This window comes from uncultured Tateyamaria sp., from assembly GCF_947503385.1.
GTDB lineage: Bacteria > Pseudomonadota > Alphaproteobacteria > Rhodobacterales > Rhodobacteraceae > Tateyamaria.
Genome location: NZ_CANNDO010000004.1, coordinates 101221 through 125619, shown reverse-complemented (window position 1 = coordinate 125619; position 24399 = coordinate 101221). Strand labels below are relative to the sequence as shown.

The 24399-nt window shown below is 61.7% G+C and carries 29 protein-coding genes; 18 read left to right on the top strand and 11 right to left on the bottom strand.

Going from position 1 to position 24399, the window contains the following annotated elements; all coding sequences use genetic code 11:
- Positions 1-22 precede the first annotated feature (22 nt).
- The 7 genes from Q1A85_RS14460 (at position 23) to kynU (ending at position 6718) form a co-directional block, all read left to right on the top strand.
- Complete coding sequence (locus Q1A85_RS14460; protein WP_299690698.1) at positions 23-664, top strand: tail fiber protein; 642 nt, start codon at positions 23-25, stop codon at positions 662-664.
- Between the two features lie 35 nt (positions 665-699).
- Positions 700-1344 carry a tail fiber protein gene (locus Q1A85_RS14455; RefSeq protein WP_299690695.1) on the top strand — a complete coding sequence of 215 codons (645 nt, stop codon included), beginning with the start codon at positions 700-702 and terminating at the stop codon, positions 1342-1344.
- A 200-nt stretch (positions 1345-1544) separates the two neighbouring features.
- Complete coding sequence (locus Q1A85_RS14450) at positions 1545-2969, top strand: circularly permuted type 2 ATP-grasp protein (protein ID WP_299690692.1); 1425 nt, start codon at positions 1545-1547, stop codon at positions 2967-2969.
- Entirely contained in the window at positions 2969-3910 is a 942-nt protein-coding gene (locus Q1A85_RS14445; protein ID WP_299690689.1) for an alpha-E domain-containing protein, read from the top strand. Before Q1A85_RS14450 ends, Q1A85_RS14445 begins: the two co-directional genes overlap by 1 nt.
- A 3-nt stretch (positions 3911-3913) precedes the next feature.
- On the top strand, positions 3914-4714 hold the full coding sequence (locus Q1A85_RS14440; protein ID WP_299690687.1) for a transglutaminase family protein: 801 nt from the start codon (positions 3914-3916) through the stop codon (positions 4712-4714).
- A 9-nt stretch (positions 4715-4723) separates the two neighbouring features.
- Complete coding sequence (locus tag Q1A85_RS14435; RefSeq protein ID WP_299690684.1) at positions 4724-5455, top strand: peptidase; 732 nt, start codon at positions 4724-4726, stop codon at positions 5453-5455.
- A gap of 60 nt (positions 5456-5515) precedes the next feature.
- On the top strand, positions 5516-6718 hold the full coding sequence (gene kynU, locus Q1A85_RS14430; RefSeq protein WP_299690681.1) for a kynureninase: 1203 nt from the start codon (positions 5516-5518) through the stop codon (positions 6716-6718).
- 52 nt (positions 6719-6770) lie between these two features.
- On the opposite strand, the gene Q1A85_RS14425 is transcribed toward kynU, so the two are convergent.
- The 3 genes from Q1A85_RS14425 to Q1A85_RS14415 are packed head-to-tail and all read right to left on the bottom strand — an operon-like array spanning position 6771 to position 8762.
- Positions 6771-7565 carry a metal ABC transporter permease gene (locus Q1A85_RS14425; RefSeq protein WP_299691447.1) on the bottom strand — a complete coding sequence of 265 codons (795 nt, stop codon included), beginning with the start codon at positions 7563-7565 and terminating at the stop codon, positions 6771-6773.
- Complete coding sequence (locus Q1A85_RS14420) at positions 7558-8286, bottom strand: metal ABC transporter ATP-binding protein (protein ID WP_299690679.1); 729 nt, start codon at positions 8284-8286, stop codon at positions 7558-7560. The genes Q1A85_RS14425 and Q1A85_RS14420 overlap by 8 nt, the downstream gene beginning before the upstream one ends.
- Entirely contained in the window at positions 8286-8762 is a 477-nt protein-coding gene (locus Q1A85_RS14415; protein ID WP_299691444.1) for a transcriptional repressor, read from the bottom strand. Before Q1A85_RS14415 ends, Q1A85_RS14420 begins: the two co-directional genes overlap by 1 nt.
- A 90-nt stretch (positions 8763-8852) precedes the next feature.
- Between Q1A85_RS14415 and Q1A85_RS14410 the strand changes: the two genes are divergently transcribed.
- The gene (locus Q1A85_RS14410; protein ID WP_299690676.1) at positions 8853-9977 is read left to right on the top strand and encodes a zinc ABC transporter substrate-binding protein; all 1125 of its coding nucleotides are present in this window, start codon (positions 8853-8855) and stop codon (positions 9975-9977) included.
- A gap of 7 nt (positions 9978-9984) precedes the next feature.
- Here Q1A85_RS14410 and Q1A85_RS14405 read toward each other — a convergent pair whose 3' ends face one another.
- Complete coding sequence (locus tag Q1A85_RS14405) at positions 9985-11214, bottom strand: FAD-binding domain-containing protein (protein ID WP_299690673.1); 1230 nt, start codon at positions 11212-11214, stop codon at positions 9985-9987.
- 135 nt (positions 11215-11349) lie between these two features.
- Here Q1A85_RS14405 and Q1A85_RS14400 point away from each other — a divergent pair, with 135 nt between their 5' ends.
- From Q1A85_RS14400 to Q1A85_RS14380, 5 genes are all read left to right on the top strand, one after another.
- On the top strand, positions 11350-11991 hold the full coding sequence (locus Q1A85_RS14400; RefSeq protein ID WP_299690670.1) for an ATP-dependent Clp protease proteolytic subunit: 642 nt from the start codon (positions 11350-11352) through the stop codon (positions 11989-11991).
- A gap of 159 nt (positions 11992-12150) precedes the next feature.
- Positions 12151-13413 (top strand): ATP-dependent Clp protease ATP-binding subunit ClpX, encoded by a 1263-nt coding sequence (gene clpX, locus Q1A85_RS14395; RefSeq protein ID WP_299690667.1) that lies wholly within the window; start codon positions 12151-12153, stop codon positions 13411-13413.
- A 123-nt stretch (positions 13414-13536) separates the two neighbouring features.
- Complete coding sequence (locus Q1A85_RS14390) at positions 13537-13881, top strand: metalloregulator ArsR/SmtB family transcription factor (protein WP_299690663.1); 345 nt, start codon at positions 13537-13539, stop codon at positions 13879-13881.
- The gene (locus Q1A85_RS14385; protein ID WP_299690660.1) at positions 13878-14333 is read left to right on the top strand and encodes an SRPBCC domain-containing protein; all 456 of its coding nucleotides are present in this window, start codon (positions 13878-13880) and stop codon (positions 14331-14333) included. The genes Q1A85_RS14390 and Q1A85_RS14385 overlap by 4 nt, the downstream gene beginning before the upstream one ends.
- 52 nt (positions 14334-14385) lie before the next feature.
- Positions 14386-14754, top strand: coding sequence for a RidA family protein (locus Q1A85_RS14380; protein WP_299690657.1), 369 nt, complete (start codon positions 14386-14388; stop codon positions 14752-14754).
- On the opposite strand, the gene Q1A85_RS14375 is transcribed toward Q1A85_RS14380, so the two are convergent.
- Complete coding sequence (locus tag Q1A85_RS14375; RefSeq protein WP_299690654.1) at positions 14751-16520, bottom strand: FkbM family methyltransferase; 1770 nt, start codon at positions 16518-16520, stop codon at positions 14751-14753. The genes Q1A85_RS14380 and Q1A85_RS14375 overlap by 4 nt on opposite strands.
- Positions 16521-16687: 167 nt before the next feature.
- Between Q1A85_RS14375 and Q1A85_RS14370 the strand changes: the two genes are divergently transcribed.
- Genes Q1A85_RS14370 through Q1A85_RS14360 form a run of 3 tightly spaced genes read left to right on the top strand, consistent with a single transcriptional unit; the run spans position 16688 to position 17892 of the window.
- Positions 16688-17071 carry an NADH:ubiquinone oxidoreductase subunit NDUFA12 gene (locus tag Q1A85_RS14370; RefSeq protein WP_299690651.1) on the top strand — a complete coding sequence of 128 codons (384 nt, stop codon included), beginning with the start codon at positions 16688-16690 and terminating at the stop codon, positions 17069-17071.
- Between the two features lie 12 nt (positions 17072-17083).
- Positions 17084-17536: an outer membrane lipid asymmetry maintenance protein MlaD gene (mlaD, locus tag Q1A85_RS14365; protein WP_299690648.1), complete on the top strand. Its 453-nt coding sequence runs from the start codon at positions 17084-17086 to the stop codon at positions 17534-17536.
- A complete protein-coding gene (locus Q1A85_RS14360; protein ID WP_299690645.1) occupies positions 17536-17892 on the top strand; it encodes a DUF2155 domain-containing protein in 357 nt (118 codons plus the stop codon). Before mlaD ends, Q1A85_RS14360 begins: the two co-directional genes overlap by 1 nt.
- Here the strand turns inward: Q1A85_RS14360 and aat are convergent.
- Positions 17856-18494 carry a leucyl/phenylalanyl-tRNA--protein transferase gene (aat, locus tag Q1A85_RS14355; protein ID WP_299690641.1) on the bottom strand — a complete coding sequence of 213 codons (639 nt, stop codon included), beginning with the start codon at positions 18492-18494 and terminating at the stop codon, positions 17856-17858. The two genes, Q1A85_RS14360 and aat, sit on opposite strands and share 37 nt — an antisense overlap.
- An 82-nt stretch (positions 18495-18576) precedes the next feature.
- Between aat and Q1A85_RS14350 the strand changes: the two genes are divergently transcribed.
- Positions 18577-19284: a methyltransferase domain-containing protein gene (locus Q1A85_RS14350; RefSeq protein WP_299690638.1), complete on the top strand. Its 708-nt coding sequence runs from the start codon at positions 18577-18579 to the stop codon at positions 19282-19284.
- On the opposite strand, the gene accC is transcribed toward Q1A85_RS14350, so the two are convergent.
- Together accC and accB are read right to left on the bottom strand one after the other, a co-directional pair.
- On the bottom strand, positions 19281-20627 hold the full coding sequence (gene accC / locus Q1A85_RS14345; RefSeq protein ID WP_299690634.1) for an acetyl-CoA carboxylase biotin carboxylase subunit: 1347 nt from the start codon (positions 20625-20627) through the stop codon (positions 19281-19283). The two genes, Q1A85_RS14350 and accC, sit on opposite strands and share 4 nt — an antisense overlap.
- 13 nt (positions 20628-20640) lie before the next feature.
- A complete protein-coding gene (gene accB / locus Q1A85_RS14340; protein ID WP_299690631.1) occupies positions 20641-21129 on the bottom strand; it encodes an acetyl-CoA carboxylase biotin carboxyl carrier protein in 489 nt (162 codons plus the stop codon).
- A gap of 182 nt (positions 21130-21311) precedes the next feature.
- Between accB and Q1A85_RS14335 the strand changes: the two genes are divergently transcribed.
- Positions 21312-21614, top strand: a complete 303-nt coding sequence (locus tag Q1A85_RS14335) for a hypothetical protein (protein WP_299690627.1) — start codon at positions 21312-21314, stop codon at positions 21612-21614.
- Between the two features lie 8 nt (positions 21615-21622).
- On the opposite strand, the gene Q1A85_RS14330 is transcribed toward Q1A85_RS14335, so the two are convergent.
- From Q1A85_RS14330 to Q1A85_RS14320, 3 genes are read right to left on the bottom strand one after another with little or no spacing between them, the layout of a single operon-like run.
- Positions 21623-22378, bottom strand: a complete 756-nt coding sequence (locus Q1A85_RS14330) for an ABC transporter ATP-binding protein (protein ID WP_299690624.1) — start codon at positions 22376-22378, stop codon at positions 21623-21625.
- 45 nt (positions 22379-22423) lie between these two features.
- Positions 22424-23188 (bottom strand): ABC transporter ATP-binding protein, encoded by a 765-nt coding sequence (locus Q1A85_RS14325; protein ID WP_299690621.1) that lies wholly within the window; start codon positions 23186-23188, stop codon positions 22424-22426.
- 11 nt (positions 23189-23199) lie between these two features.
- Positions 23200-24399 carry a branched-chain amino acid ABC transporter permease gene (locus Q1A85_RS14320; RefSeq protein ID WP_299690618.1) on the bottom strand — a complete coding sequence of 400 codons (1200 nt, stop codon included), beginning with the start codon at positions 24397-24399 and terminating at the stop codon, positions 23200-23202.

Sequence of the window (24399 nt, the reverse complement as noted above, 5' to 3'; positions counted from 1 at the left end):
CGCGAGAAAAGGAATTACGGAAATGAAAAAGAGTATTATTGCAATCGCAGCCGCCGTCACAGCCTATATGGCGCCCGCTGCGCCCGTTTACGCAGACGACCCCTTTGTTGGGGAAATACGCGCATTTGGTTTCAACTTTTGTCCACGCGGATGGGCGGATGCGGCTGGTCAGTTGCTGGCTGTGTCATCGAATGACGCCCTGTTTTCGCTTTATGGGACGATTTATGGCGGCGACGGTCGTACGACCTTTGGCCTGCCGGACCTGCGCGGGCGAGTGCCGATCAATGATGGCACCGGGCCGGGCCTGACCACATATCGGCTGGGTGCCAAGACCGGGCAGGAGACGACACAAGCCACGCAAAACACCATGCCGCAGCACTCGCATGGCGTGACAGGTGTCCTGAGCGCGCGTATGGCGGCCAGCACGTCGGCCAGTTCCTCCGGTGACCCAACGGGCAACTTCATCGGTGTTCTGTCAGGTACGGGCGCGTATACCACGGATGCGACGAACCTTGTTCAGATGGCAGATGGTGACATTACGGTTGACGTGAGCACAACCCGGCTCAGCAACAGTGGCCAGAACCTGCAACAGAACAACATGGCTCCGTTTCTGGTGCACCGGTACTGTGTCGCACTGTTTGGCATTTACCCAAGCCGCAACTGAAGCCCTCAGCAGCATTCGAGACTTAGGATAACGTTATGAAACACATTCTTTCGACTATCGCGGCGGCTGCACTTGCGGCCAGCATTGCCCCGGCACCTGTTGCCGCGGGTGCAAACCCGTTCATCGGCACGATCCAGACCTTTGGCGAAAACTTTTGCCCGCGTGGCTGGGCTCCGGCAAACGGTCAGCTTCTGCAAATTTCCAGCCACACCGCGCTCTTTTCGTTGATTGGAACGATATACGGCGGGGACGGGCGCACCACCATGGGATTGCCCAACCTGAACGGTCGGGGCAGCGTCGGTTATGGCAACGGTCCGGGCTTGTCCACGCGGACCATGGGCCAGGTCGGCGGTGCGACCACAACCACGATGAACGTCACGACCATGGCGAACCACACCCACAGCGTCACGGGCGATATCCGGGGCAACACAGTTGCCAGCGCCGCGGCACCCAGCACGACGGACCCGGCGAACGCGTATTATTCGACGTTCCCGTCGGGCACTTCGATCTATGCGGACGCGTCGACTCCGCCCGTCGAAATGGGCGATGGGTCGGTTGAATTTGAATCCAGCGCTGCGATCTCCAACAGCGGCGGCGCGCTATCTGCGACGAACGAACAGCCTTTCTTGGCGATGACAGTGTGCATCGCGCTTGAGGGGATTTATCCGTCACGGTCGTGATCTGAACCTCTGGCCTGATCCCGCATACGCCGGGGTCGGGCCGACCATTGTCGACCACGGGCTGCGCCGCGCGAACGCAAGCGTGTGCGACCTGAACTTCTCGCATCAAATCGCTGATAATTTTGGCATTTTGCCCGGTTTCGCAAGGCCGGTCCGCTGTTTGCTTGTAACCTTGGCCACGTCTGGTCTAGGGTCGGAGCATGTCAGAGATACGTCATTTCGACGAGATGTGGGGCCGCACCGAAGAGGTGCGGGGACCTTACCGCGAACTGGACGGGTGGATCAAAGGCGAGGATCCGGCGCGGCTTCGTGCCAAACAACGCGAAGCCGAAGAACTGTTTCGCCTGACGGGCATCACCTTTAACGTCTATGGCCGCGACGAGGCCGAAGAACGCTTGATCCCCTTCGATATCATCCCGCGTATCATGTCCGGTGCCGAATGGCGCAAACTGTGCCGCGGGATCGAACAGCGCGTGCGCGCCATCAACCAGTTTCTGTACGACATTTATCACCGGCAGGAGATCATCCGCGCAGGCCGCATCCCCGCAGAGATGATTGAGCGCAACGCCGCGTTTCTGCCGCAGATGTGTGGTGTGAACCCACCCGGTGGCATCTACACGCATATCGTTGGCATTGACCTTGTCCGCACGGGCGAGGACCAGTTCTATGTGCTTGAGGACAACGCGCGCACGCCGTCGGGCGTGAGCTACATGCTCGAAAACCGCGAGACGATGCTGCACATGTTTCCCGAGCTTTTTGCCCAGAACAAGGTGCGTCCGGTATCGAACTATCCCACCGACCTGCGCCGATCGCTGGCGGCCTGCGCGCCAACGATGACGACCGGTCGGCCCACTGTTGCGGTGCTGACGCCGGGGATATTTAACTCCGCCTATTTCGAGCACGCGTTTCTGGCCGATCAGATGGGCGTCGAACTGGTCGAAGGGCAGGACATTCGCATCATCGACGGGCGTGTGGCGATGCGCACCACCTGCGGATACAAACCGATCGACGTGCTGTATCGTCGCGTGGATGACGACTACCTCGATCCACTGAACTTTCGTCCCGACAGCCAGTTGGGCGTGCCGGGCATCATGGATGTCTACCGCGCGGGCGGCATCACCATTGCCAACGCCCCCGGCACGGGCATTGCCGACGACAAGGCAATTTACAGCTACATGCCGGATATTGTTGAGTTCTACACGGGCGAGCGTCCGCTGCTGGAAAACGTGCCCACATGGCGCTGTGCCGAGGCCGATGCGTTTGCCTATGTGCGCGAACATCTGCACGAATTGGTGGTCAAGGAAGTCCACGGCTCGGGCGGGTACGGGATGCTCGTGGGGCCCACTGCGACCAAGAAGGACATCGCCGAGTTCCGAAAGAAATTCGAGGCGCGGCCAGCCAATTACATCGCGCAGCCGACGCTGAGCCTGTCGACGGTGCCCATCTTTAACCGGGCGGGGCTGACCCCGCGCCACGTCGACTTGCGCCCCTTTGTGCAAGTGAGCCCGCAAGGCATCAATATCACGCCCGGCGGGTTGACCCGTGTGGCGTTGAAAAAAGGGTCATTGGTGGTCAACTCCAGCCAAGGGGGCGGCACCAAGGACACTTGGGTGCTGGACGACTGATGCTGGGACGGACCGCAAATGGATTGTTCTGGATGTACCGTTATCTTGAGCGGGCGGAAAACACGTCGCGCCTGATCGAGACAGGCCAGCGCATCGCCCTGACGCGCTCGGGCGTGTCGGACGATGAATGGCGGCCTGTGCTACAATCAGCAGGCGGCGCACCCGCCTATGACGCGATGCACGACGCGGTAACGCGTGACCTGGCCATTGACTGGCTGCTGCGGTCGCCCGACAACCCTTCGTCGGTCCTGTCGGCGGTGGCGGCGGCACGCCAGAACGGGCGCGAGGTGCGCACCGCATTGACCGAAGAGGTCTGGGAAGCGACCAATGGCGCTTACATGACCATCAAAAAGCTGCTGGCCCGCAAGGTGCAGGACCGCGACCTGCCCGAAGTGCTCGCCTCCATCCGGCAACACACGGCGCTTGTGCGCGGGGCGACCCACGGCACCATGATGCGCAACGACATCTATGACTTTTCCCGGTTGGGGACTTTTCTGGAACGGGGTGACAACACGGCACGCATTCTGGACGTCAAATACTATGTGCTGCTGCCGTCGGCCATGTCGGTGGGATCGTCCATCGATAATGTGCAGTGGGATTCGATCCTGTCGTCGGTGTCGGCCCGTGGCGGGTTCCGTATGGCCTTTGGCAACGCGGGCGGCGCGCGCGATATCGCGCAGTTCCTGATCCTCGACCGGCGGATGCCGCGCAGCCTCGCCTTCTGTGTGGGCAAGATCCTCGACAATCTTGGTTATCTGATCTCCGATTACGGGTTTCGGGGCGAGGCGATTGACCACGCAGAAGCGCTGGCCGAGCACTGCATGAGCACCGATATCGACGCGATCTTTGATCGTGGCCTGCACGAATACTTGCAGGATGTTTTGCTGCGCCTTGGCATGTTGGGGCGCCAAATCGAAATCGACTACCGGTTCTCGGGGTAAGCCATGCGTTTGAACATCCGACATGTAACCACGTACAGCTTTGAAGACCCGGTGGCCTATGGTCTGCAACAGTTGCGCAAGACGCCGAAATCCACGTGGGGTCAGACCGTGACGGAATGGCAAACGGATGTCGCAGGCGGTGCCAAGGAGGTTTCGTTCGAGGACCACCACAACAATGTGGTCGAACTGATCAGCTTTGAGCGGCAGGCGACCAAAGTGGTCGTCACCTCGACCGGTGTGGTTGAAATTGACGACACTGCGGGCGTGATGGGCAAGCACAAGGGGCCGTCGCCGCTGTGGCTGTATCTGCGATCCACCCCGCTGACCCATGTGGGGCCAGGAGTACGCGCGCTTGTGCGCACCGCGCGCGAGGCCGATAGCGACCTCGACAAGCTGCACAAGCTGATGGCGGCAATCCGCGATGTGGTGGCCTACGAAGTGGGGTCATCCTATCCCGACTGGACCGCCGAGCAGGCCATCGAAGAAGGGCGTGGCGTCTGTCAGGACCACACCCACATCTTTGCTGCAGCAGCCCGTGAACTGGGGTTTCCTGCGCGCTATGTGTCGGGCTACCTGATGCTTGACGACCGGCTGGCGCAGGATGCGATGCACGCATGGGCGGAGGCGCATGTGGACGGGCTGGGTTGGGTTGGCTTTGATGTGTCCAACAGCATCTCGCCCGACACACGCTATGTGCGGGTCGCAACAGGGCTGGACTACCACGAGGCTGCTCCTGTAACCGGGACACGGATCGGTGGCGCGGATGAGACGCTGCGCGTCGATATCGAAGTGGCACAGCAGTAAAGGCACCGCATGACCTATTGCGTTGGGATGGTTCTGGATCGGGGCCTCGTCTTTATGTCGGACACGCGCACCAATGCCGGGCTCGACAACATTTCGACTTTCAACAAGATGTTCCACTGGGAAGTGCCGGGCGAACGGATGTTGACGTTGATGACGGCGGGCAACCTCGCCACGACCCAAGCGGTGGTCAGCCTGCTGGAAGAGCGGTCCAAAGCACCCGACGACCGCGCGCCGGCGCTGTTGTCGGTGCCGTCGATGTTTCAGGCCGCCCGGCTGGTTGCGGACACGCTGCGCGAAGTCATCGCCGATCAGGCGGGGGCGGGGCAATCAGCCGACGCCTTCGGGGCCACGATGATCATGGGGGGGCAGATCGCAGGCGGCCCGCCGCGCATGTTCCTGATCTATCCCGAAGGCAACTTCATCGAAGCGGGGGAGGACACGCAATTCTTCCAGATCGGCGAGATGAAATACGGCCGCCCCATCCTTGTGCGGGCCTATGACGCGTCGATGGCCTTTGAAGAGGCGATCAAGCTGTTGCTGGTGAGTTTTGATTCGACCCTCAAGGCGAACCTGACCGTGGGGATGCCGATTGACTTTCACGCCTACGAAGAAGGCAGCCTTGTCAAAGGCCAGACCGGTAGGATCGAGGCGGATAACGCGTATTTCACGGAAATTTCGCAAGGCTGGGGCGACGCGCTCAAGAGCGCGCTGGACAGTTTGCCGGACTTTCGACTGGATTAGACGGGGTTTCCCAGGCGGCGGTCGATGTGTGGGCCACGTGCGTCCCTGTTGACCCGCAACATGCGAAAAGGTGTGCAGGTGGTTCTGAAGAAAGAGTTTTTCGACTTACCCACAGGGGTAATCTATCTGGACGGCAACTCGCTCGGTCCGCTGCCCAAGGCTGCGCAGGCGCGCGTGGCTGCGATGATGCAGGACGAATGGGGGCAGATGCTGATCCGGGGCTGGAATGCCGCAGGCTGGATGGAACAGCCCGCCCGCGTTGGCGATAGAGTCGGTCGGTTGATTGGCGCACCGGCTGGGACGGTCGTGATGGGCGATACGCTGTCGGTCAAGGTCTATCAGGCGGTGGCAGCTGCGTTGAACATGGTGCCGGAGCGGCGGGTGATCCTGAGCGACCGGGGCAATTTCCCCACCGACCTCTACATGGTGCAGGGTCTGATTCAGGCGCTGGACCGGGGGTATGAGTTGCGGTTGGTGGAGCCCGCGGCAGTGGCGGACGCAATTGATGCGGATGTGGCGGTGGTTCTGCTGACGCAGGTGGATTATCGCACGGGCCGGATGCACGACATGGCGTCCATCAGCGCGCAGGCGCAGGATGCGGGGGCGGTGATGGTTTGGGATCTTGCGCATTCCGCAGGGGCCGTGCCCGTGGACCTTGAGGGTTGCGGTTGTGCCTTTGCTGTTGGATGCACGTACAAGTACCTCAACGGCGGACCCGGTGCGCCTGCGTTCATCTATGTGCGCAAGGATTTGGCCGACCGGGTGGAGCCTGTTCTGGCCGGCTGGCTGGGGCATGATGCGCCTTTTGCCTTTGATCTCGACTACCGCCCGGCGTCGGGCGTGGGGCGGATGCGCGTTGGCACGCCGCCGGTGATCCAGATGGCGGCGCTTGAGGCGGCGCTGGACGTTTGGGAAGCTGTGGATATCTCTGAATTGCGTTCTGCGTCAGTGGCTTTGCAAGAGATCTTCATATCTGAGGTGGAGGCGCGGGTGCCCGCGCTGACCCTTGCCAGCCCGCGCGCGGCGGCGCACCGGGGCAGTCAGGTGTCGTTCGCGTTCGAGCATGGATATGCGGCGATACAGGCCCTGATTGCGCGTGGTGTGATCGGGGATTTCCGCAGCCCGGACATCATGCGGTTCGGCTTTACGCCGCTTTATCTCGATGAGGCGGATGTACGGGCCGCTGTGGATCACATTGAGGTGGTGATGCGCGACCGGCTTTGGGACAATCCGGTTTATCAGACCCGGCAGGCAGTGACCTGATCCGACGGGCGGACGCTGTTTGCTGCGCAAAGGCGCCCCGCCCGCCGTCCCATCAACGCTTTGACCAGATGCGAGCGCCCACTGCGCTGACAGCAAAGGCTGCCGCGGCGGCACATACGATGCTGGGCCCCGTGGGTGTGTCGAATTGCAGCGACCCGGCAAGGCCCAGAAGCGTCGCAGCGCATCCAATGAGCGCAGTCAGCAGCGCCATGGCTTCGGGCGTGCGAGCGAGGGGACGCGCTGCCGCCGGTGGGATCACCAGCAGCGCACCAATCAGCAGCGCGCCCACCGCCTTGATCGCGACCGCCACCGTCAGAGCGAGCGCGATGGTCAGCACCAACCCTTCGACCCGGGCCGAAATGCCGCTGGCCTGTGCCAAATCAGGGTTCAGCGTCGCCGTCAGCAGCCGTTGCCAGCGCCAGATCATCAGGCCAACCACAATCGCCGCGCCGCCCCAGATGAGCGCAAGGTCCGTGACCGTGACCGCCAGAATATCGCCAAAGAGATAGGCCATCAGATCAACGCGCACGCCCGAGATAAAGGACACGCCGACCAGACCTGCGGCCAGCGCGCTATGCGCCAGAACGCCAAGGCTGGTGTCCTGAGCAAGGCCGACCCCGGTCATGGCCTGTACGGTGATCGCCATGACCAAAGCGGCGGCCAGCACCCCCAGCATCACGGGGCCTTGCAGCGCCAGCGACAGCGCCACACCCAGCAGGGCGGCATGGGCAGTGGCATCGCCGAAATAGGCCATGCGCCGCCACACGACAAAGCAGCCCAGCGGGGCAGCAGCCAATGCGGTGCCGATCCCGGCCAGCCCCGCGCGCACTAGGAAATCGTCAAGCATGGTCGTGATGATGATGGTCGTGATCGTGATCGTGTTCGTGGCGGTACAGCGCAAACGCACCTTGTGTGCCGCTGCCAAAGAGGGCGCGGTATTCAGGTGCGCTTTGCACCACGTCGGGCGTGCCTTGACAGCAGACGTGGCCATTGAGGCACAGCACCCGGTCAGAGGCCGCCATAACCACATGCATGTCGTGGCTGACCATCAGCACGGCGCAGTTCAATTCGCTGCGCACGGCGGCGATCTGGCGATAGAACGCGGCGGCGCCGGGCTGGTCCAGCCCTTGGGTCGCCTCGTCGAGGATCAGGACATCGGGGCGCATCAGCAGCGCGCGGGCCAGCAGCACGCGTTGGAACTGGCCGCCTGACAGGGCCTTCATCTGGCGTTTGGCAAGCCCGGGCACGCCTGCCTCGGTCAGGGCGCGGTCGACGTCGCGGGCAGGCTGGCGTGTGGGCAGGCCCAGAAACCCTTGGACGGTCAGGGGGAGAAACCCATCAAGTTGCAGGCTCTGCGGGACATAGCCAATGCGCAGCCCCGGCATCCGGGTCACGGTGCCCGCGGTGGGGGGCAGGGCGCCGATCAACCCTTTGACCAATGTGGATTTTCCCGACCCGTTCGGGCCCACCAATGTCACGATTTCCCCGCGGTCGAGGTCAAAGTCGACATTGCGCATCACTGGCGCGCCGCCCTGTGCCAGCGTCAGTCCCTTGGCCGAAATCAACATCACGCCGCATCCTGACAGGCGGGGCAGAGGCCAAGCGCCTCGATCACGGTGCGTTCGATGTGAAAGCCGGAATCGCGGGCCGCTTCGGCCAGCCGCCCCTTGGTGGTTTGTGTTTCAGCCTCTGCCACTGATTTGCAGGCGGTGCAAATCAGGAACGCTGGCGTGTGATCGGCCCCCAGATGCGCGCAGGCGATATAGGCGTTCAGCCCCTCGATCTTGTGGGCAAATCCGGCGCTCGTCAGGAAATCAAGTGCCCGGTAAGCGACGGGCGGCGCCGTGCCCAAGCCCTCGGCTGCCAGAACGGCCAGCAGGTCGTAGGCACCAAGCGCGCGATGTTCGGCCAGCAGGATCTCCAGCGCGCGCCGTCGGATCGGCGTGAGGCGCAGCCGCCGCGCCTTGCACACCTTTTCGGCCTGCTCAAGCGTGGTGCGCACACAGTCGGCGTGGTCGTGGGCTTCAAAGCCGATGGGGGTCATCATGTCCTCCTGAGATGGCGCTTGATATGTTATAGCATAACGATTATCAATGCTCTACATGCGTTATAACATAACATAATGGAGCCTCTGATGCGCGTTTCCGCCCTTGCCCTTTGCCTGATCCCCGGTGCGGTTGCGGCAGACCCGCCCCGTGTGGTGGTCGATATTGCGCCGGTGCATTCCGTTGTGGCGGCGGTGATGCACGGGGTCGCTGAACCTGCGCTTATCGTGCCGCCCACGGCGTCGCCGCACGGCTACAGCCTGCGCCCAAGCGAGGCGCGCGCATTGGACCACGCGGAGTTGGTGGTTTGGATGGGCCCTGCGCTTGCCAATTGGATGGAAGGACCAATCGAGACATTGGGGGCGCAGGCCGAGGTTTTGACGCTTCTGGACGTGCCGGGCACACAGCTGCTCGGGATGCGGGAGGGGGCGGCCTTCGAGGCGGGGCATGAGGGCCATGACCACGGCGAGCACGGGCACGAAGAGCATGGGCACGAAGAGCATGGACACGAAGAGCATGGGCATGACGACACGGCACATGCCAAGGATGATGAACATGCGGACCACGCCGACCACGCCGCAGACAAGGATGATCACAGTGATCATGGGCATGAGGATGGCCACGACCACGAAGACCACGCGGACAACGCAGACGACAAGCATGACCACGACGATCATGCGCACGCACATAATCACAGCGCGCAGAGTGAGGGCGCAGACCCGCACGCATGGCTCGACCCGCGCAACGCGGTCACCTGGGCCGATGCAATTGCCACACAACTGAGCAATATGGATCCTGAAAATGCGGGCACCTATGCCGCCAACGCGGTGCAATTCGCCAAGGATATGGCCGCGGTTGAGGCTGACATTCGCGCCACACTCGCATCGGTGCAGGGTCGCCCGTTTGTGGTGTTCCATGACGCTTATCATTACTTTGAAGAGCGGTTTGGCGTAGAGGCCGTGGGCGCCGTGTCGGCCAGTGACGCGGCCTCGGCCAGTGCCGGTCGTGTGGCGGAATTGCGCGCGCGCATTGATGAGTTTGGTGCCGTGTGCGCGTTGACGGAGCCGCAGTTCAACCCCGGTCTGATGGATGCTGTTGGGGCGACCAAGCTGGGCGAGATTGACCCGATTGGGGCAACTTTGACCGCAGGGCCGGACCTGTATCCGGCACTGTTGCGCAACATGGGGTCATCGCTGGCCGAATGTTTGCAGTGACACTGGCCTAGCCCGCTGCGCGCATCCCGCGCAGTTGGCCCAGCAGGGCAGGGATCTTGTCCTTGAACCGAAAGAAACCGTGGGTGGCATGGGGCCAGGCGTCGTCATCATAGCTGCGCCGCACGCGCCGGATCGGCGGCACATTGTCCAGCCGCATCAGGTCCGACACCAATGTGGCGTTGGGTCCGGTGGGTGTGTCTGCCGTGACAATCTGGTCCAGCCGGTGCGCGTCCGCCCACATCCTGAGCGCGTCCGCAGTGGGGTCCACCATCGCCACATCCCCCAGACGATCACCATAACGCGCCACAACGTCTTCCTGCGCGCCACCCGCGAAGGCCGCCACATGCGCTGCCACCTGCAATGGCGACAGATTGGTTCGTGTGTTGATGCAGGCGGTGGCGATGGGCGTGATGCCTGCGTCCAGCAGAAAACCGGGGCTCAGATCATCATCATGCAGCAACAGGCCGGTTTTCGGGCTAGGCACTGCCGTGTCGCCGGGGCGCAGCGGTTGACGGTCGGGATTGGGCGCACCCGGCACCGGCGGCGCCTCTCCGGCCAATTGCCATTTCGGCGCAAACCGCCCTTCGGTGTACTTGGATATGTTGGACGTACGGGCAAGATACGTCTTGCCCGGTGTCTGCTGCCCCGCAACCCAGCGCCAGCCGAGCGTGTTGGACGCAGGATCGCCATCCAGCAGATGCCGCAGAAAGAAATCGGCACCCAATTCCCACGGCAACTGCAAAGTGAAAATCCAGATCGACGCAAACCACATCCGGGCGTGATTGTGCAAATATCCTGTTTCAACAAGCTCTTGCGCCCACGCGTTAAAGCATTCGATTTCGGTGGTGCCTGTGCAGGCCGCCTCCCACCTGTCGCGCAGACCGGCTTGGGTTTGAACGTCGTCAATCGCGCGCCGCAGGTCCGCCTGATAGCGCGTCCAGACCGTTGGGCGCATCTCCAGCCAGCCTTTCCAATAGGTCCGCCAGTAGACCTCTTGGATGAATTTTTCCGCCGAGGCGGGCGAAAACCGACCCAACACCGCTTCCAAAACCTCCTGCTCGGTCAACAAACGGCAGCGGATATAGGGCGAAAGCTGCGACACACCCTGATGCGCATCGCGGCCCAGATCATAATTGCGCCGTGCGGCATAGTCGCGGCCGGCATGGGGCACAAAGCGTTGCAACGCCTCAAGGGCGGCGGTGCGGGTGGGCGGAAATCGGGTCAATGCTTGGGTCATGCAAGCGCAGCTAGCGGGCGCGGACGGCGCTTCAAGCGTTCGCATGGCCTTGCAGCCCCCGGGGGCCGATACTAAGACTCACGTAACACTTTTGCGGGTATGGTCCCGCCGAAAGTCTGACGAGGCAGGAAAGACATGCGCGACCCCATCGAACAATATGCAAATATTACCAACAATCTGGTGCCCATGGTGGTCGAACAGACCAGCCGGGGCGAGCGGGCCTATGACATCTTTTCCCGCCTCCTGAAGGAGCGGATCGTGTTCATCAACGGCCCGATTCATTCGGGAATGAGCCATCTTGTCGTGGCCCAGTTGCTGCACCTTGAGGCGGAAAACCCGTCGAAGGAAATCAGCATGTACATCAACTCGCCCGGCGGTGAGGTGACGGCCGGTTTCTCGATCTACGACACGATGCAATATATCAAACCCAAAGTGTCCACGCTGATTTGCGGCATGGCGGCGTCCATGGGGTCGGTGATTGCGATCGGTGGCGAGCCGGGAATGCGTTTTGCCCTGCCCAATTCCGAAGTGATGGTGCACCAGCCCTCTGGCGGGGCACAGGGGATGGCGGCGGATATGCTCATTTCGGCCCGTCATATCGAACGCACCCGCGAGCGGATTTACCAATTGTATGTCAAGCACGCAGGCCAGGATTACGAAACGGTACAACAGGCGCTGGATCGCGACACGTGGATGACGCCGGAAGAGGCCAAGGACTGGGGGCATCTCGACGAGATTGTCGAAAACCGCGCCAAGGCTGACGACGAGGATAGTTAACTTTGCGGCACACGAAACTGTGCTGTGTGCGTGACGCCACTGTTGCGTAAAAAGACGATTGTGGACCCCGCGGGCCTGTCCTAAGCTGACATGCAACGCGGGGCGCGCGTCGGTTTTGACCGGCGATTTGACGACGGCTCCGGCCGGAAAGGACGCGACATGGCCACGAATTCGGGCGACAGCAAGAACACCCTGTATTGCAGCTTTTGCGGCAAGAGCCAGCACGAGGTGCGCAAGCTGATCGCGGGCCCGACAGTATTCATCTGCGACGAGTGCGTCGAGCTGTGCATGGACATCATCCGAGAAGAGACCAAGGCAAGCGGTCTCAAGGCCACAGATGGCGTGCCCACGCCCAAGGATATCTGCGGCGTGCTGGACGATTACGTGATCGGTCAGGCGACGGCCAAACGCGTGCTGTCGGTGGCGGTGCACAACCACTACAAACGCCTCAATCACGCCCAAAAGGGCGGGGATATTGAACTGGCGAAATCCAACATTCTGCTGATCGGCCCAACGGGCTGCGGCAAGACGCTGCTGGCGCAGACGCTGGCGCGAATCCTTGACGTGCCGTTCACCATGGCCGATGCCACCACGCTGACCGAAGCGGGCTATGTGGGCGAAGATGTGGAAAACATCATCCTCAAGCTGTTGCAGGCGTCCGAGTACAATGTCGAGCGCGCGCAGCGCGGCATCGTCTACATCGACGAGGTCGACAAGATCACGCGCAAGTCGGAAAACCCGTCCATCACCCGCGACGTGTCGGGTGAGGGCGTGCAGCAGGCATTGCTCAAGCTGATGGAGGGCACCGTGGCCTCTGTGCCGCCGCAGGGCGGGCGCAAGCATCCGCAGCAGGAATTCCTGCAAGTGGACACCACGAACATCCTGTTCATCTGCGGCGGTGCCTTTGCCGGTTTGGACAAGATCATCGCGCAGCGCGGCAAGGGGTCCGCCATGGGCTTTGGCGCGGACGTGCGGGACAATGACGCACGCGGCGTCGGCGAAATCTTTACCGAGCTTGAGCCCGAAGACCTGCTGAAATTTGGCCTGATCCCGGAATTCGTGGGCCGTTTGCCTGTGTTGGCGACGCTCGAAGATCTGGACGAAGATGCGCTGGTCACGATCCTGACAGCCCCCAAGAACGCGCTGGTCAAGCAGTACCAACGCCTGTTCGAGCTTGAAGACACCGATCTGACGTTTACCGACGACGCGCTGGCGGCGATTGCCAAACGTGCGATCGAACGCAAAACCGGTGCGCGGGGCCTGCGGTCCATCCTCGAGGATATCCTGCTCGACACGATGTTCGACCTGCCCGGACTGGAGCAGGTGACCGAAGTGGTCGTGAACGAAGAGGCCGTCACGTCAGATGCCGCCCCCCTGATGATCTACGCCGATGCGGAGAAAGAGCCGGCGAGCGCGGGCTAACATCTTGATGTGGATGAGATTTTAAGGGGTGGGTGAGAACTCGCCCCTTTTTTCATCCCATTTAGTTACCCATATGGCTAAGTTTTTGATGGCGCGCGCGTATACCTCATGTTACTTAGCCTTATGGCTAACACACAGCACGATACGCTTTCCCTTTTGTTTGCGGCACTGGCCGACCCAACCCGGCGGGCAGTGATCGACGCCCTTCTGGATGGACCCAAGCCGGTTTCTGCACTGGCGGCGCCCCATGACATGGCGTTGCCCAGCTTTTTGAAACATGTGGACCGGCTGGAAGGGGCGGGGGTGATCACCACGCGCAAGGACGGGCGGGTGCGGTTGTGTCAATTGCACCCGGAGGCGCTTGGCTCGGCGGAGCAGTGGCTGAACCGGGCCCGGGATCGCTGGGCAGGCAAGCTGGACCGGTTGGCCGCACATCTTGACGCGACGGCACAGGAGACCAAGCAATGAGCACCCAATTTGGACAGTTGCACTTTGACCGACAAATGAACGCAGCGCCTGCGCGCGTGTTCGAGGCGTTGATCTCGCCCGAGGAACGCATGGCGTGGGGGCCACCGGACACAGGTTTCGTGGTGCTGATTGATGCGCCGGTGACGCCGGTTCCGGGTGCACGCGAGATGGCGCGGGTGGGGCCGCGCGACAATCCATATGTGGATGTCGCGACCGATTGGGTGGTGATCGAGGCGCCGACCCGCCTGATTTACGCTGAAACGCTCAGCGCCGACGGCGAGGTATTGGCCACCGGCTTTGCCACGTTTGAGTTGACCGAAGAGGGTGCCGGCACGCAACTCCGCGCCACAGTACACATCGCGAATTTCGCCGGAGAAGAGATGATGGAAGAGGTCGAAGGCGGCTGGACTCACGCAGTGGACGCGCTGGCTGCACATGTCTCTGCGCGTTGACGCGTTACGCCAACAGCCGCTTTTGTGTGCGCGTCAGCACAAGGAGGCGCCTATGACCATCACTCGCATTCATTCCGGCGGCGCGTTTGAACCCAAGGTGGGCTATTGCCGCGCCGTTGTGGCCGGGGACTGGATTCACGTGGCGGGCACGGTCGGGCAGGGCGATGACGTGACCGAGCAATGCCGCGATGCCCTGCGCATCATCCACGCAGCCCTGACCGAGGCCGGTGCGGACTGGGCCGATGTGGTGCGGGTGACATATATGCTGCCCGACCGGCACCAATTTGAGCCGTGCTGGCCCATTCTGGCAGAGACATTTGGGACACATCCCCCGGCGGCGACAATGATCGAATGCGGATTGATCGACCCGAAATACCGGATCGAAATCGAGGTGACGGCGTACAAGCCCCGCGCGGCTTAAGCAGCCACCTGAAAGCGGGGGCCCAACGCCTCACGAATGAAATCCGGTGTCAGAGCGGGCCATGCCGGTCCGCCCGAGACAAAGCCGCCCGCTTGCAAAGCATTTTGCAATGCGGGCATGTCCGGCTCGCCCACCACCAATCTGGCGCGCCGTGTGCCCGGCTGCTGCCACTCGGCCCGCAGGCAATCAATGGACAGCGGCGCGCGGCCCGTAAAATGCGCAATATGCCGTTCGATCAGTGTGGTGGCGGCTGACTTGCGACGGATGATCATTGCCACCTCCTGATCCGAACGCCCGCACAGCGCATAGAGGTGCAGCGCTGAGCCGTCGCATGACACGATCTGTTTCGCCGCTTTGTAGCGCGCGATCTGGGTGGCGATGCTGTGTTTTTCGGGGCAGAACACCTCGTAGCCTTCGTCTTGCAGATGCTGTTCGAGGATGGATTCTCCCAGCAAACCGCCCCGGTTCACCGACAATTGGCTGCGCGAGATATACAGCCGCTCAGGCCCGTCCGGGGCAATCCCTTCGCCAAAGCGGGTGTGGATAAAGGTGCGGAAGGCAGGCGTGCCTTTGACAATCGGGCCGAGACCAAAGCCCTGACCGGGCACAACCAGTTCCTCGACGTCCATAGGCTCATCCGCCACGACGATGGGCAGATCAATGCCCAACGCTTCGAACACGCCGGTCTGAAAGGACAACAAGGCCGTCCTGTCGCCGCTGCGGCGGGGGACAAAGACAATCCCGTCGACTGGCGGGGCCCCATCAAGCGCCCAAAGCCGCCCCAGCGATTCCGCAACGAAATGGGCAAAGTTCCAATACAGCACGCCGCCCCACAGCCACCGCCCTGCGAGGGGTTTGCGCGGCGCGGGCGGAGTGTCGAAGGGCATGGTGATCCGGCGGGTGTTGCGCCAGTGGGCGGCGACGGGGACGTCCGCGCCACCCGCGGCCTGCACCCCTGCGGGGCCAATCAGACTGTCGCCTTCGGTGGGCTTGATGATCGCCTTGGTCAATGTCTGTGTGGCATGGGACCAGCCGAAATCGGGACGCGGCCATGAGGCATCCCCATGCGCCTGCCAGTCGGGCCGGGTTGCGGCCCAGACAAAGCGGGTCGAGACATCTTTGCGCTTTTCAAAGCCGGCTTTCTTGAGGATCGTTTTGCAATCATGCGCGCCGGGCTTGCCGTATACGTCGGGGTGAAACTCGATAATGATCGCGCGGATGCCCCGCAAATCGGCGTGGCGCAAAAAATCCTGTTCGCCGCCTTCGATATCCATCACCAGCACGTCAGGACGAAACGCATCCACAACGTCGTCATAGGATTTTGTGGGCACATCGACCCCGGTCGTGCGCCGTTTGTCCTGATCAATCAGGGATGAGCCCAAAAACGAGGTGCGCAGGTGGAACGTCACATGGTCTGGCGGTTCCGGGGCCGCCATGACCACCTGATGCCGGACCTCGATCCGGTCCTGCAAGCCGTTCAGTTCGTACAAGGCGTTGATATGCGGGATCAGGTTCGGGTTCGCCTCAAAGGACAGGACCGCCTCTGGTTTCGCGTTCTTTGCGATCACCGCGCCAACAACCCCAAGGCCAGAGCCCATCTCAAGCACGCGATCTCCGGGGCGGATCACCTCCAGCGCGCCGCGGATTTCCTCGCCCTCGTATTTGCCCTCGCCCATGCGGCGAATCCGGGTCTCGTTCAGAAAAGGCGAATGGGGCACTTTGACCCCGTGGCACAGGGCGGCGTGTGGTTTTGTCTTTTTTGCCATGATCTGCGCCTCAGGCTTTTGCATTTTTGGACATAATAGGCGGTGCGGTGCTGTGCGGCCAACAAAAACTGGCGATTGCACAGCCTTGCGCGCACATGCGTCACCCGGGCCACTGGACGGCTGGCGCGGAGTTCTCCATATACAAGGACAAGAGCAAGGAGGCGCGGATGGGCATTCTCAATACACTTTTGCGGGCGGTCACATGGTGGAACAGCCAGACCATCGGCACGCAGGTCTTTACCTGGCGCAAGGGCGAGCGTGTGGGCGAAGACAGCCAAGGCAACGTGTTCTACCGCACGCGCGACGATGCCAAGCGCTGGGTGATTTTCAACGGAGAGGCCGAGGCCAGCCGGGTGGATCCCGAATGGCACGGTTGGCTGCACCGCACGTGGGACGAACCGCCCACCGAAAAGCCGCTCAAGCGCAAGGATTGGGAAAAGCCGCACCAGCCGAACCTGACCGGCACCGCCATGGCTTATGCGCCAGCGGGCTCGATCCGGCAGGCCAAGCCCGCCGACCGTTCCGATTACGAAGCGTGGAGCCCCGAGTAGGGGCGGCAGGACATGGCTGAAAACACAACCGAAGTGCTGGTGGGCGGCGCCGTTCTGGCGGCGGCGATTGCTTTTGGCGTCTATGGCGCGCAAATCGCGGGGCTGGGCGACAGGGGCGGCGATGACTATGACCTCACCGCCAGCTTTCGCAGCGTCGAGGGCGTGAACATTGGCACCGACGTCCGCCTTGCCGGGGTCAAGGTCGGCACCGTCACGGATGTTGTTCTGAACCCCGACACGTTCCGCGCCGACACGACCGTATCGCTGAATGCAGCGACACAGGTGCCTGATGACAGTGCCATCGTGATCAGTTCCGAAGGATTGCTTGGCGGGAATTTCGTTGAGATCGTACCGGGGGGATCGCCGTTCTACTTTGCCGAAGGCGATGAAATTACGGATACCCAAGGGTCGGTCAGCCTGATCTCGCTCCTTCTCAAATTCGTGTCGGGCGGGGGCGAGAGCTGATGCGTGCCGTTTTGGCGTGTCTGGTTTTTGTGGCTGGCACGGCAGGCGCGCAGGTGCAGACGGAAAATGCCACCGGTGCGATCCTGCGTGGGCTGGACAAGTTCAGTGGCGAGGTTGTGGACATCGCTCTGCCCGCCGGGCGCACGGTACAATTCGAGCGGTTGAACATCACGCTGACCGAATGCCGCTATCCGGCGGGGAACCCGTCCGGCAATGCCTATGCCGGCCTTCAGATCACCGAGATCGGGCGCGAAGGCGCGTTGTTTTCCGGGTGGATGATTGCCTCGGCTCCTGCGCTCAACCCGATGGAACACGCGCGCTACGACATCTGGGTCATGCGCTGCACCACGTCCTGAAGCGTGGGTGGCGTGGGCAAGAACTGTCCGGGGCGCTCCAAGGCGTCGGCCAGCTGACGGCGATATTCGGCACGTGAGATTTCGATGCCGCCAAGGCTTGCCAGATGAGCGGTCAGAAACTGCGTGTCAAACAGGGCAAAACCGCCGCGGCGCAAATGGTCCACCGCCCCGGCCAGCGCCATTTTCGAGGCGTTCGTGCGGCGCGAAAACATGCTTTCCCCGAAAAACGCCGCCCCCATCGCGACGCCGTACACGCCACCAATCAATGCAGCGCCGTCCCAGATTTCGAAAGAATGGGCATGTCCGCGCAGGTGCAGGGCAAAGTAGAGGCGTCGGATTTCCGGATTGATCCACGTGTCTGTGCGGTCGGCGCAACCGTCTACGACCGCTTCAAAGTCGCGGTCCAGTTGCAGCGTCCATGTGCTGCGCCGCATCGCCCGCGCCAGCGACCGGGACATATGAAATCCGTCCAGCGGCAGTACGCCGCGCCGTTTCGGGTCGACCCAGAACACCTCCGGGTCGTCGCGCGTTTCGGCCATGGGAAAGATGCCGTTGGCATAGCCGCGCAGCAGCATCGCAGGTGTCAGCGCGGGATCGTTCATGTTCTTGGGTCCAGCCTGCTGAATTGCCACGCACATAGCGACAGGGTACTGCGAAGTGCAGGAACGTTAAAGGCGAGGGAACGTGGGCTTTTTTGACTTTCTCGGGGAATTGCCCGGCTACGGCGAGGACGACATGGCCGTGTTGCGCCTGAACAAGCGGCACGCGATGCTCATTTCGCCCTTTGTCGCGCAGCTGAACGGGGCACGGGTTTTGGATCTGGGCGCGCATGATGGGCGGTGGGCCTATGCGCTTGCCGCTGCGGGTGCGGCCGAAGTCGTCGCAGTGGAAGGGCGCCAAGCGGCAGTCGACCAATTTGCGCGCTTTCCAGATACGCCATTCAAGTCGCGGGTCCAGATGCGCTGCGCCGATCTGTGGCAGGCCTTGGAAGCAGAAGTTGCCGCGGGCGCACAATACGATGTCGTCGCGCTGTTCGGGATATTTTACCACGTCATGGACCACGTTCGATTGCTGCAATTGATCAAGCGTCTGGGTGCGCCTCTGGTCCTGATTGACAGTGAATTTGCGTTGGCCAAAGGGTCGAACATCACGCTGGTGATGGAAGACACCGCCAAACCGACCAACGCCACGCCTCAGGTCGCCGGGCAGGCGCGCGCCATTGTCGGCATTCCAAGCTTTTTGGCGATGGAACGCATGGCGCAGGCGCTGGGTTACGACTGTCACTGGTACGACGACAATCAGCTTGCCATCAATGACATGAAGGGTCTGGGCGACTATTTCAGGACTGAGCGCAAGCGCCGGGCATTCTGCCACCTCGTCGCAAGAGACTAGGCCTCCTGCGCCTCCAGCCATTTTTCCAGCCAGTGGATGTTGTAATCACCGGTGTGGATGTCCTTTTCCGCCAACAAGGCGTGGAACAGCGGCACCGTTGTGTCGATCCCGTCAATGATTAGCTCGCCCAAGGCCCGGTTGAGCCGCGACAGGGCTTCGGCGCGGTCGCGACCATGCACGATCAGCTTGCCGATCAGGCTGTCGTAGTAAGGTGGGATGCGGTAGCCGTCATAAAGCGCGGAATCGATCCGAACACCCAAGCCCCCGGGCGCGTGATATTGCGTGATCGTGCCGGGAGAGGGGGAAAAGTTGGGCAGCTTTTCCGCGTTCAGCCGCACCTCGATGGAGTGGCCGTTGATCTCGAGATCGTCCTGATGGAACGACATGTCGAGCCCTGCGGCCACGCGAATCTGCTCACGCACGAGGTCGACACCAAAGATGGCCTCTGTGACCGGGTGTTCGACCTGTAGGCGGGTGTTCATCTCGATGAAGTAGAATTCACCGTTTTCATAGAGGAACTCGATGGTGCCTGCGCCGATATAATTGATCTTGGCCACGGCCTCGGCACAAACGCGACCGATCTCTGCGCGCTCTTCAGGGCTGATGCTGGGGCCGGGGGCCTCCTCGAACACCTTTTGGTGGCGGCGTTGCAGCGAACAATCCCGTTCGCCCAGATGCACGGCGCGTCCTTTGCCGTCACCAAAGACCTGAATTTCGATATGGCGCGGCGTTGTCAGGTACTTTTCGATATAGACTTCGTCATTTCCAAACGCCGCTTTGCCTTCGGCGCGGGCCGTCATGAACGCGCTTTCCATGTCGGCGGCTGTTTGTGCCACTTTCATGCCGCGTCCGCCGCCACCTGCGGTGGCTTTGATGATGACGGGGTAGCCCATCTCCTCGCCAAGCGCCTTGGCTTCTTCGAGGGTTGCGACACCGCCGTCCGATCCGGGCACACAAGGTACGCCAAGCGCCTTCATCGTGTCTTTGGCGGTGATCTTGTCGCCCATGACACGGATATGCTCGGCTGTGGGGCCGATGAATGTCAGGTCGTGATCTTCGACGATTTGAACGAATTGTGCGTTCTCCGACAGAAAGCCGTATCCGGGGTGGATGGCCTCGGCGCCCGTGATTTCGCAGGCGGAAATGATGGCCGGAAAGCTAAGGTAGGATTGCGGCGATGCGGGCGGGCCAATGCAGACGGATTCGTCGGCCATACGCACGTGCATGGCATCCGCATCCGCAGTCGAATGCACCGCTACGGTGGCGATGCCCATCTCGCGGGCGGCACGGATGACGCGCAGGGCAATCTCGCCCCGGTTCGCCACTAGGATTTTGCTGAACATCGTGGCCGCCCCCTTATTCGAGGATCACAAGCGGCGCGCCAAACTCGACCGCGGCGCCGTCGTCAACGAGGATGCGCTTGACGGTGCCCGCGCGCGGTGCGGGGATGTGGTTCATGGTTTTCATCGCCTCGACGATCATCAGCGTGTCGCCTTCGTTCACTTGCGCGCCGACGCTGACAAAAGCGGGCGCACCGGGCTCAGCCTGTAGATAGACCGTGCCCACCATGGGGGAGGTCACCGCACCGGGGTCATTGACCGGATCGGCAGCAGGTTCCGCCGCTGCGGGTGCTGGGGCACCTGCGGGGGCCTCTGCGACAGGGGCCGCGACGGCAACGGGTGCCGGGGCTGCGGCCTGTATCTTTTGGCGGGAGACCCGCACATTCAGGCTGTCATCTTCGCCATACTCACGTTTGACCTGTAGTTCGGTCAGGTCGTTCTCGCGCAGCAGTTCCGCCAGTGCCTGGATAAAGGCGACGTCCGCGTCATGGGTGCTTTTTGTCATTGAAGTCCTCAACCTGTTGGCACTGGGCACTGGATGCCACATCTTGCTCGCCCGTGCTTATAGCGGGCGATGCGGAGGGAGGAAAGCGCCCTGACGGTGTGATGTGGGGCAGGGGCTTTTGGCGGTGGCATCTGTGCCAGATGCGCAAGGTTCAGGTCACGAGCGGAGGGGCAAGGGCGACGATGACCGGCCATCTGAGCCGCCATGGCGTCCTGACCCCTGTGGCCTGTTCCACGCCTCACGCTGACCACGACGCGGCTGCGCCACTGATGATCGCGCCGGTCACGATTGGCACTTTGGCCCCCAAGACGCCCGCCCAACGCACAAAAGACCGTCAGCAGTCCCTGCGCAATGCCAAGGGCCGCAAAAACGCCGCCCATCACCCTGTACACGACGCCCGTCGCAATGACGCCGACGGAGACCATCAGGTGAGGACCATGCTCAATGGCCGGGTAGCGCCGTCCTTTAATGCGGGCCGCGCATGATCGAAAAATCAGATCGCAAGGTATTCGGAGCGCAGTTCCTCATTCTCAAGAACTTCGGCGGCGCTGCCGTCAAAGACGATGCCACCTGTGTCGAGGATGATGGCGCGGTCGGCCAGTTGCAGCGCGCGCACGGCATTCTGTTCCACAAGGATCGTGGTGATCCCCTGTTCCTTGATGATGGTCAGGGTTTTTTCGATCTCATCCACGATCACGGGTGCCAGCCCCTCATAGGGCTCATCCAGCAGCAGCACCTTGATGTCACGGGCCAGCGCGCGAGCAATGGACAGCATCTGCTGTTCACCCCCTGACAATGTCGTGCCTTCTTGGGTGCGGCGTTCGCCAAGACGCGGGAACAGGTCATAAAGCCGTTCGATTGACCACCCGATGGGCGGGGCGATTTGCGCCAGCTTGAGGTTCTCTTCGACGGTGAGGCCGGGGATGATGCGCCGGTCTTCGGGCACAAGGCCAAGCCCGGCCTGACTGGCCTCATGGCTCGACATTTTGTGCAGGGGCTGGTGGTCCAGCCAAATCTCGCCATGGGTCACTTGTGGGTCGCCAATGCGCGCAATGGACCGCAGGGTCGAGGTTTTGCCCGCACCGTTGCGGCCCAGAAGGGCGAGGATTTCGCCCTCGTGGACGTTAAAGCTGATGCCCTGAACGATGTAGCTTTCGCCGTAATAGGCGTGCATGTCCCACACGCTGAGAAAGGCCGGGGCGGTCTGGGCGTGGCTCACGCCCTTGGAGAAATCAGGTTTGACGTTCATGTGTCAGTCCTCGTGATGTGACGCGCGATGGGCAGATTGCCCATGCTACGCGGCGTCCTGCGTTTCGCCCAGATACGCTTCGCGCACTTTGGGGTGACCCTTGATATTGTCGGGCGTGTCTTCGACCAGCGGGGTGCCCTGTGCCAGCACCGTGATCCGTTCGGCCAGCGAAAACACCACATGCATGTCGTGTTCGATGATCGAAATGGTGATGTCACGCTCTTCCTTGATCTGCTTGAGCAGATCGATGGTGTTGTTGGTGTCGGCCCGCGCCATACCGGCGGTGGGTTCGTCCAGCAGCAACAGGCGCGGTTCCTGCGCCAGACACATGCCAATCTCGAGCCGCCGTTTGTTGCCGCGCGACATGGTGGCGGCATTGTCGTTGCGGGCGTCGGCCATGTTCATCTCTTCGAGCATCTGTTCGGCCCGTTCGACGATTTCGCGGTCTTTGAACATATCCATAAAAGCGTTTGGCCTGAATGAACCGTCCCGCTTGGCAAAGCAGGGGATCATCATGTTTTCCATCACGCTCAGATCGCCAAAGATTTCCGGTGTCTGGAACACACGGGAAATGCCCATCTGGTTGATTTCGTAGGGCTTGCGGCCCAGCACCGACTGCCCGTCGAACATGACAGAGCCGGTGTCGGGGATCAGCTTGCCCACCAGACAGTTCAGCAGGGTCGATTTGCCCGCGCCATTTGGCCCGATGATGGCGTGCACCGTGTTCTCGGTTACGCTGAGGTTCACGTCCCCCAGCGCTTGCAGACCACCGAACCGTTTGCCCACGTTTTTGACTTCAAGGATACCCATGAGTTCTCTCCTTATTCCGCAGGCGTGGTTTTGCCGTCAGGCGTGTCAGTCGACTTTTTCTTGCGGCCAAAGAGGCGCGCAATCCGCTGGCCGCCTTCGACAAGGCCGCCGGGCAGGAAGATCACCACAGCCATGAAGATCAGGCCGAGGGTGAGGTGCCAGCCCTTGCCGATAAAGGGGTAGATCAGTGTGACCACGAAGTCTTCGAGCCCGTCAGGCAGAAAGGCAAACCACGTGTGCAGGATGTCGCTGTTGATCTTGGACAGGATGTTTTCCATGTACTTGATCGCACCGGCCCCCAGAACAGGGCCGATCAGCGTGCCGACACCGCCCAGAATGGACATCAGGACAACTTCGCCCGAGGCGGTCCAGAACATACGCTCCGCGCCCACTTGTGTGTCCATGGCGACCATCAGACCGCCAGCCAGACCGGCATACATGCCCGAGATCACGAACGCGGCCAGCGTGTAGGGTTTGGCGTTGAGGCCGGTATAGTTCAGGCGCTGCTGGTTCGATTTGACAGCCCGCAGCATCATGCCAAAGGGCGAGCGGAAGATGCGGATCGACAGATAGAACGCGGCAAGCATCACGATTGCGGCAACGTAGTAGCCTGCGTTGAAAGTGAACAGCCAGTTGCCCACACCCCATTCGATGCTCGACCCCATCTCAAGGCCAAAGAGGTTGGCTTTGGGCGTTCCGCCTTCGGTCAGTGCTCCGTCCAGAATGCGCGGATCATTCACCTTGGGTTGGAGGCCCGTTTCACCGCCCGTGATCGGTGTGAGCACCGAATAGGCCAGCGAATAGGACATCTGAGCAAAGGCCAGTGTCAGGATCGAAAAGTAGATGCCAGACCGCCGGAGCGAGATCCACCCCACCGCGAGTGAAAAGATACCGGCAACGATGACCGACACGATGATCGCAGGGATCACGTTCATGGTCAGCAGCTTCATCATCCAGATCGCGGCATAGGACCCGACACCCAGAAACGCGGCGTGCCCAAAGCTGAGGTAGCCGGTCAGGCCGAAGAGGATGTTGAACCCAATCGCAAAAATCCCAAAGATCACAAAGCGCTGCATCAGGTCGGGGTAGCCCGCGTTGAACTGCGCAAGGCCGGAGCCTTCGGGGAAAGGGTTGAGCAGGAAAGGCGCTGCCATCGTCAGGATCGCGACGAGGATCAGCAGGCGGAAGTCTTTGGCTTCAAGTCCGAGCAT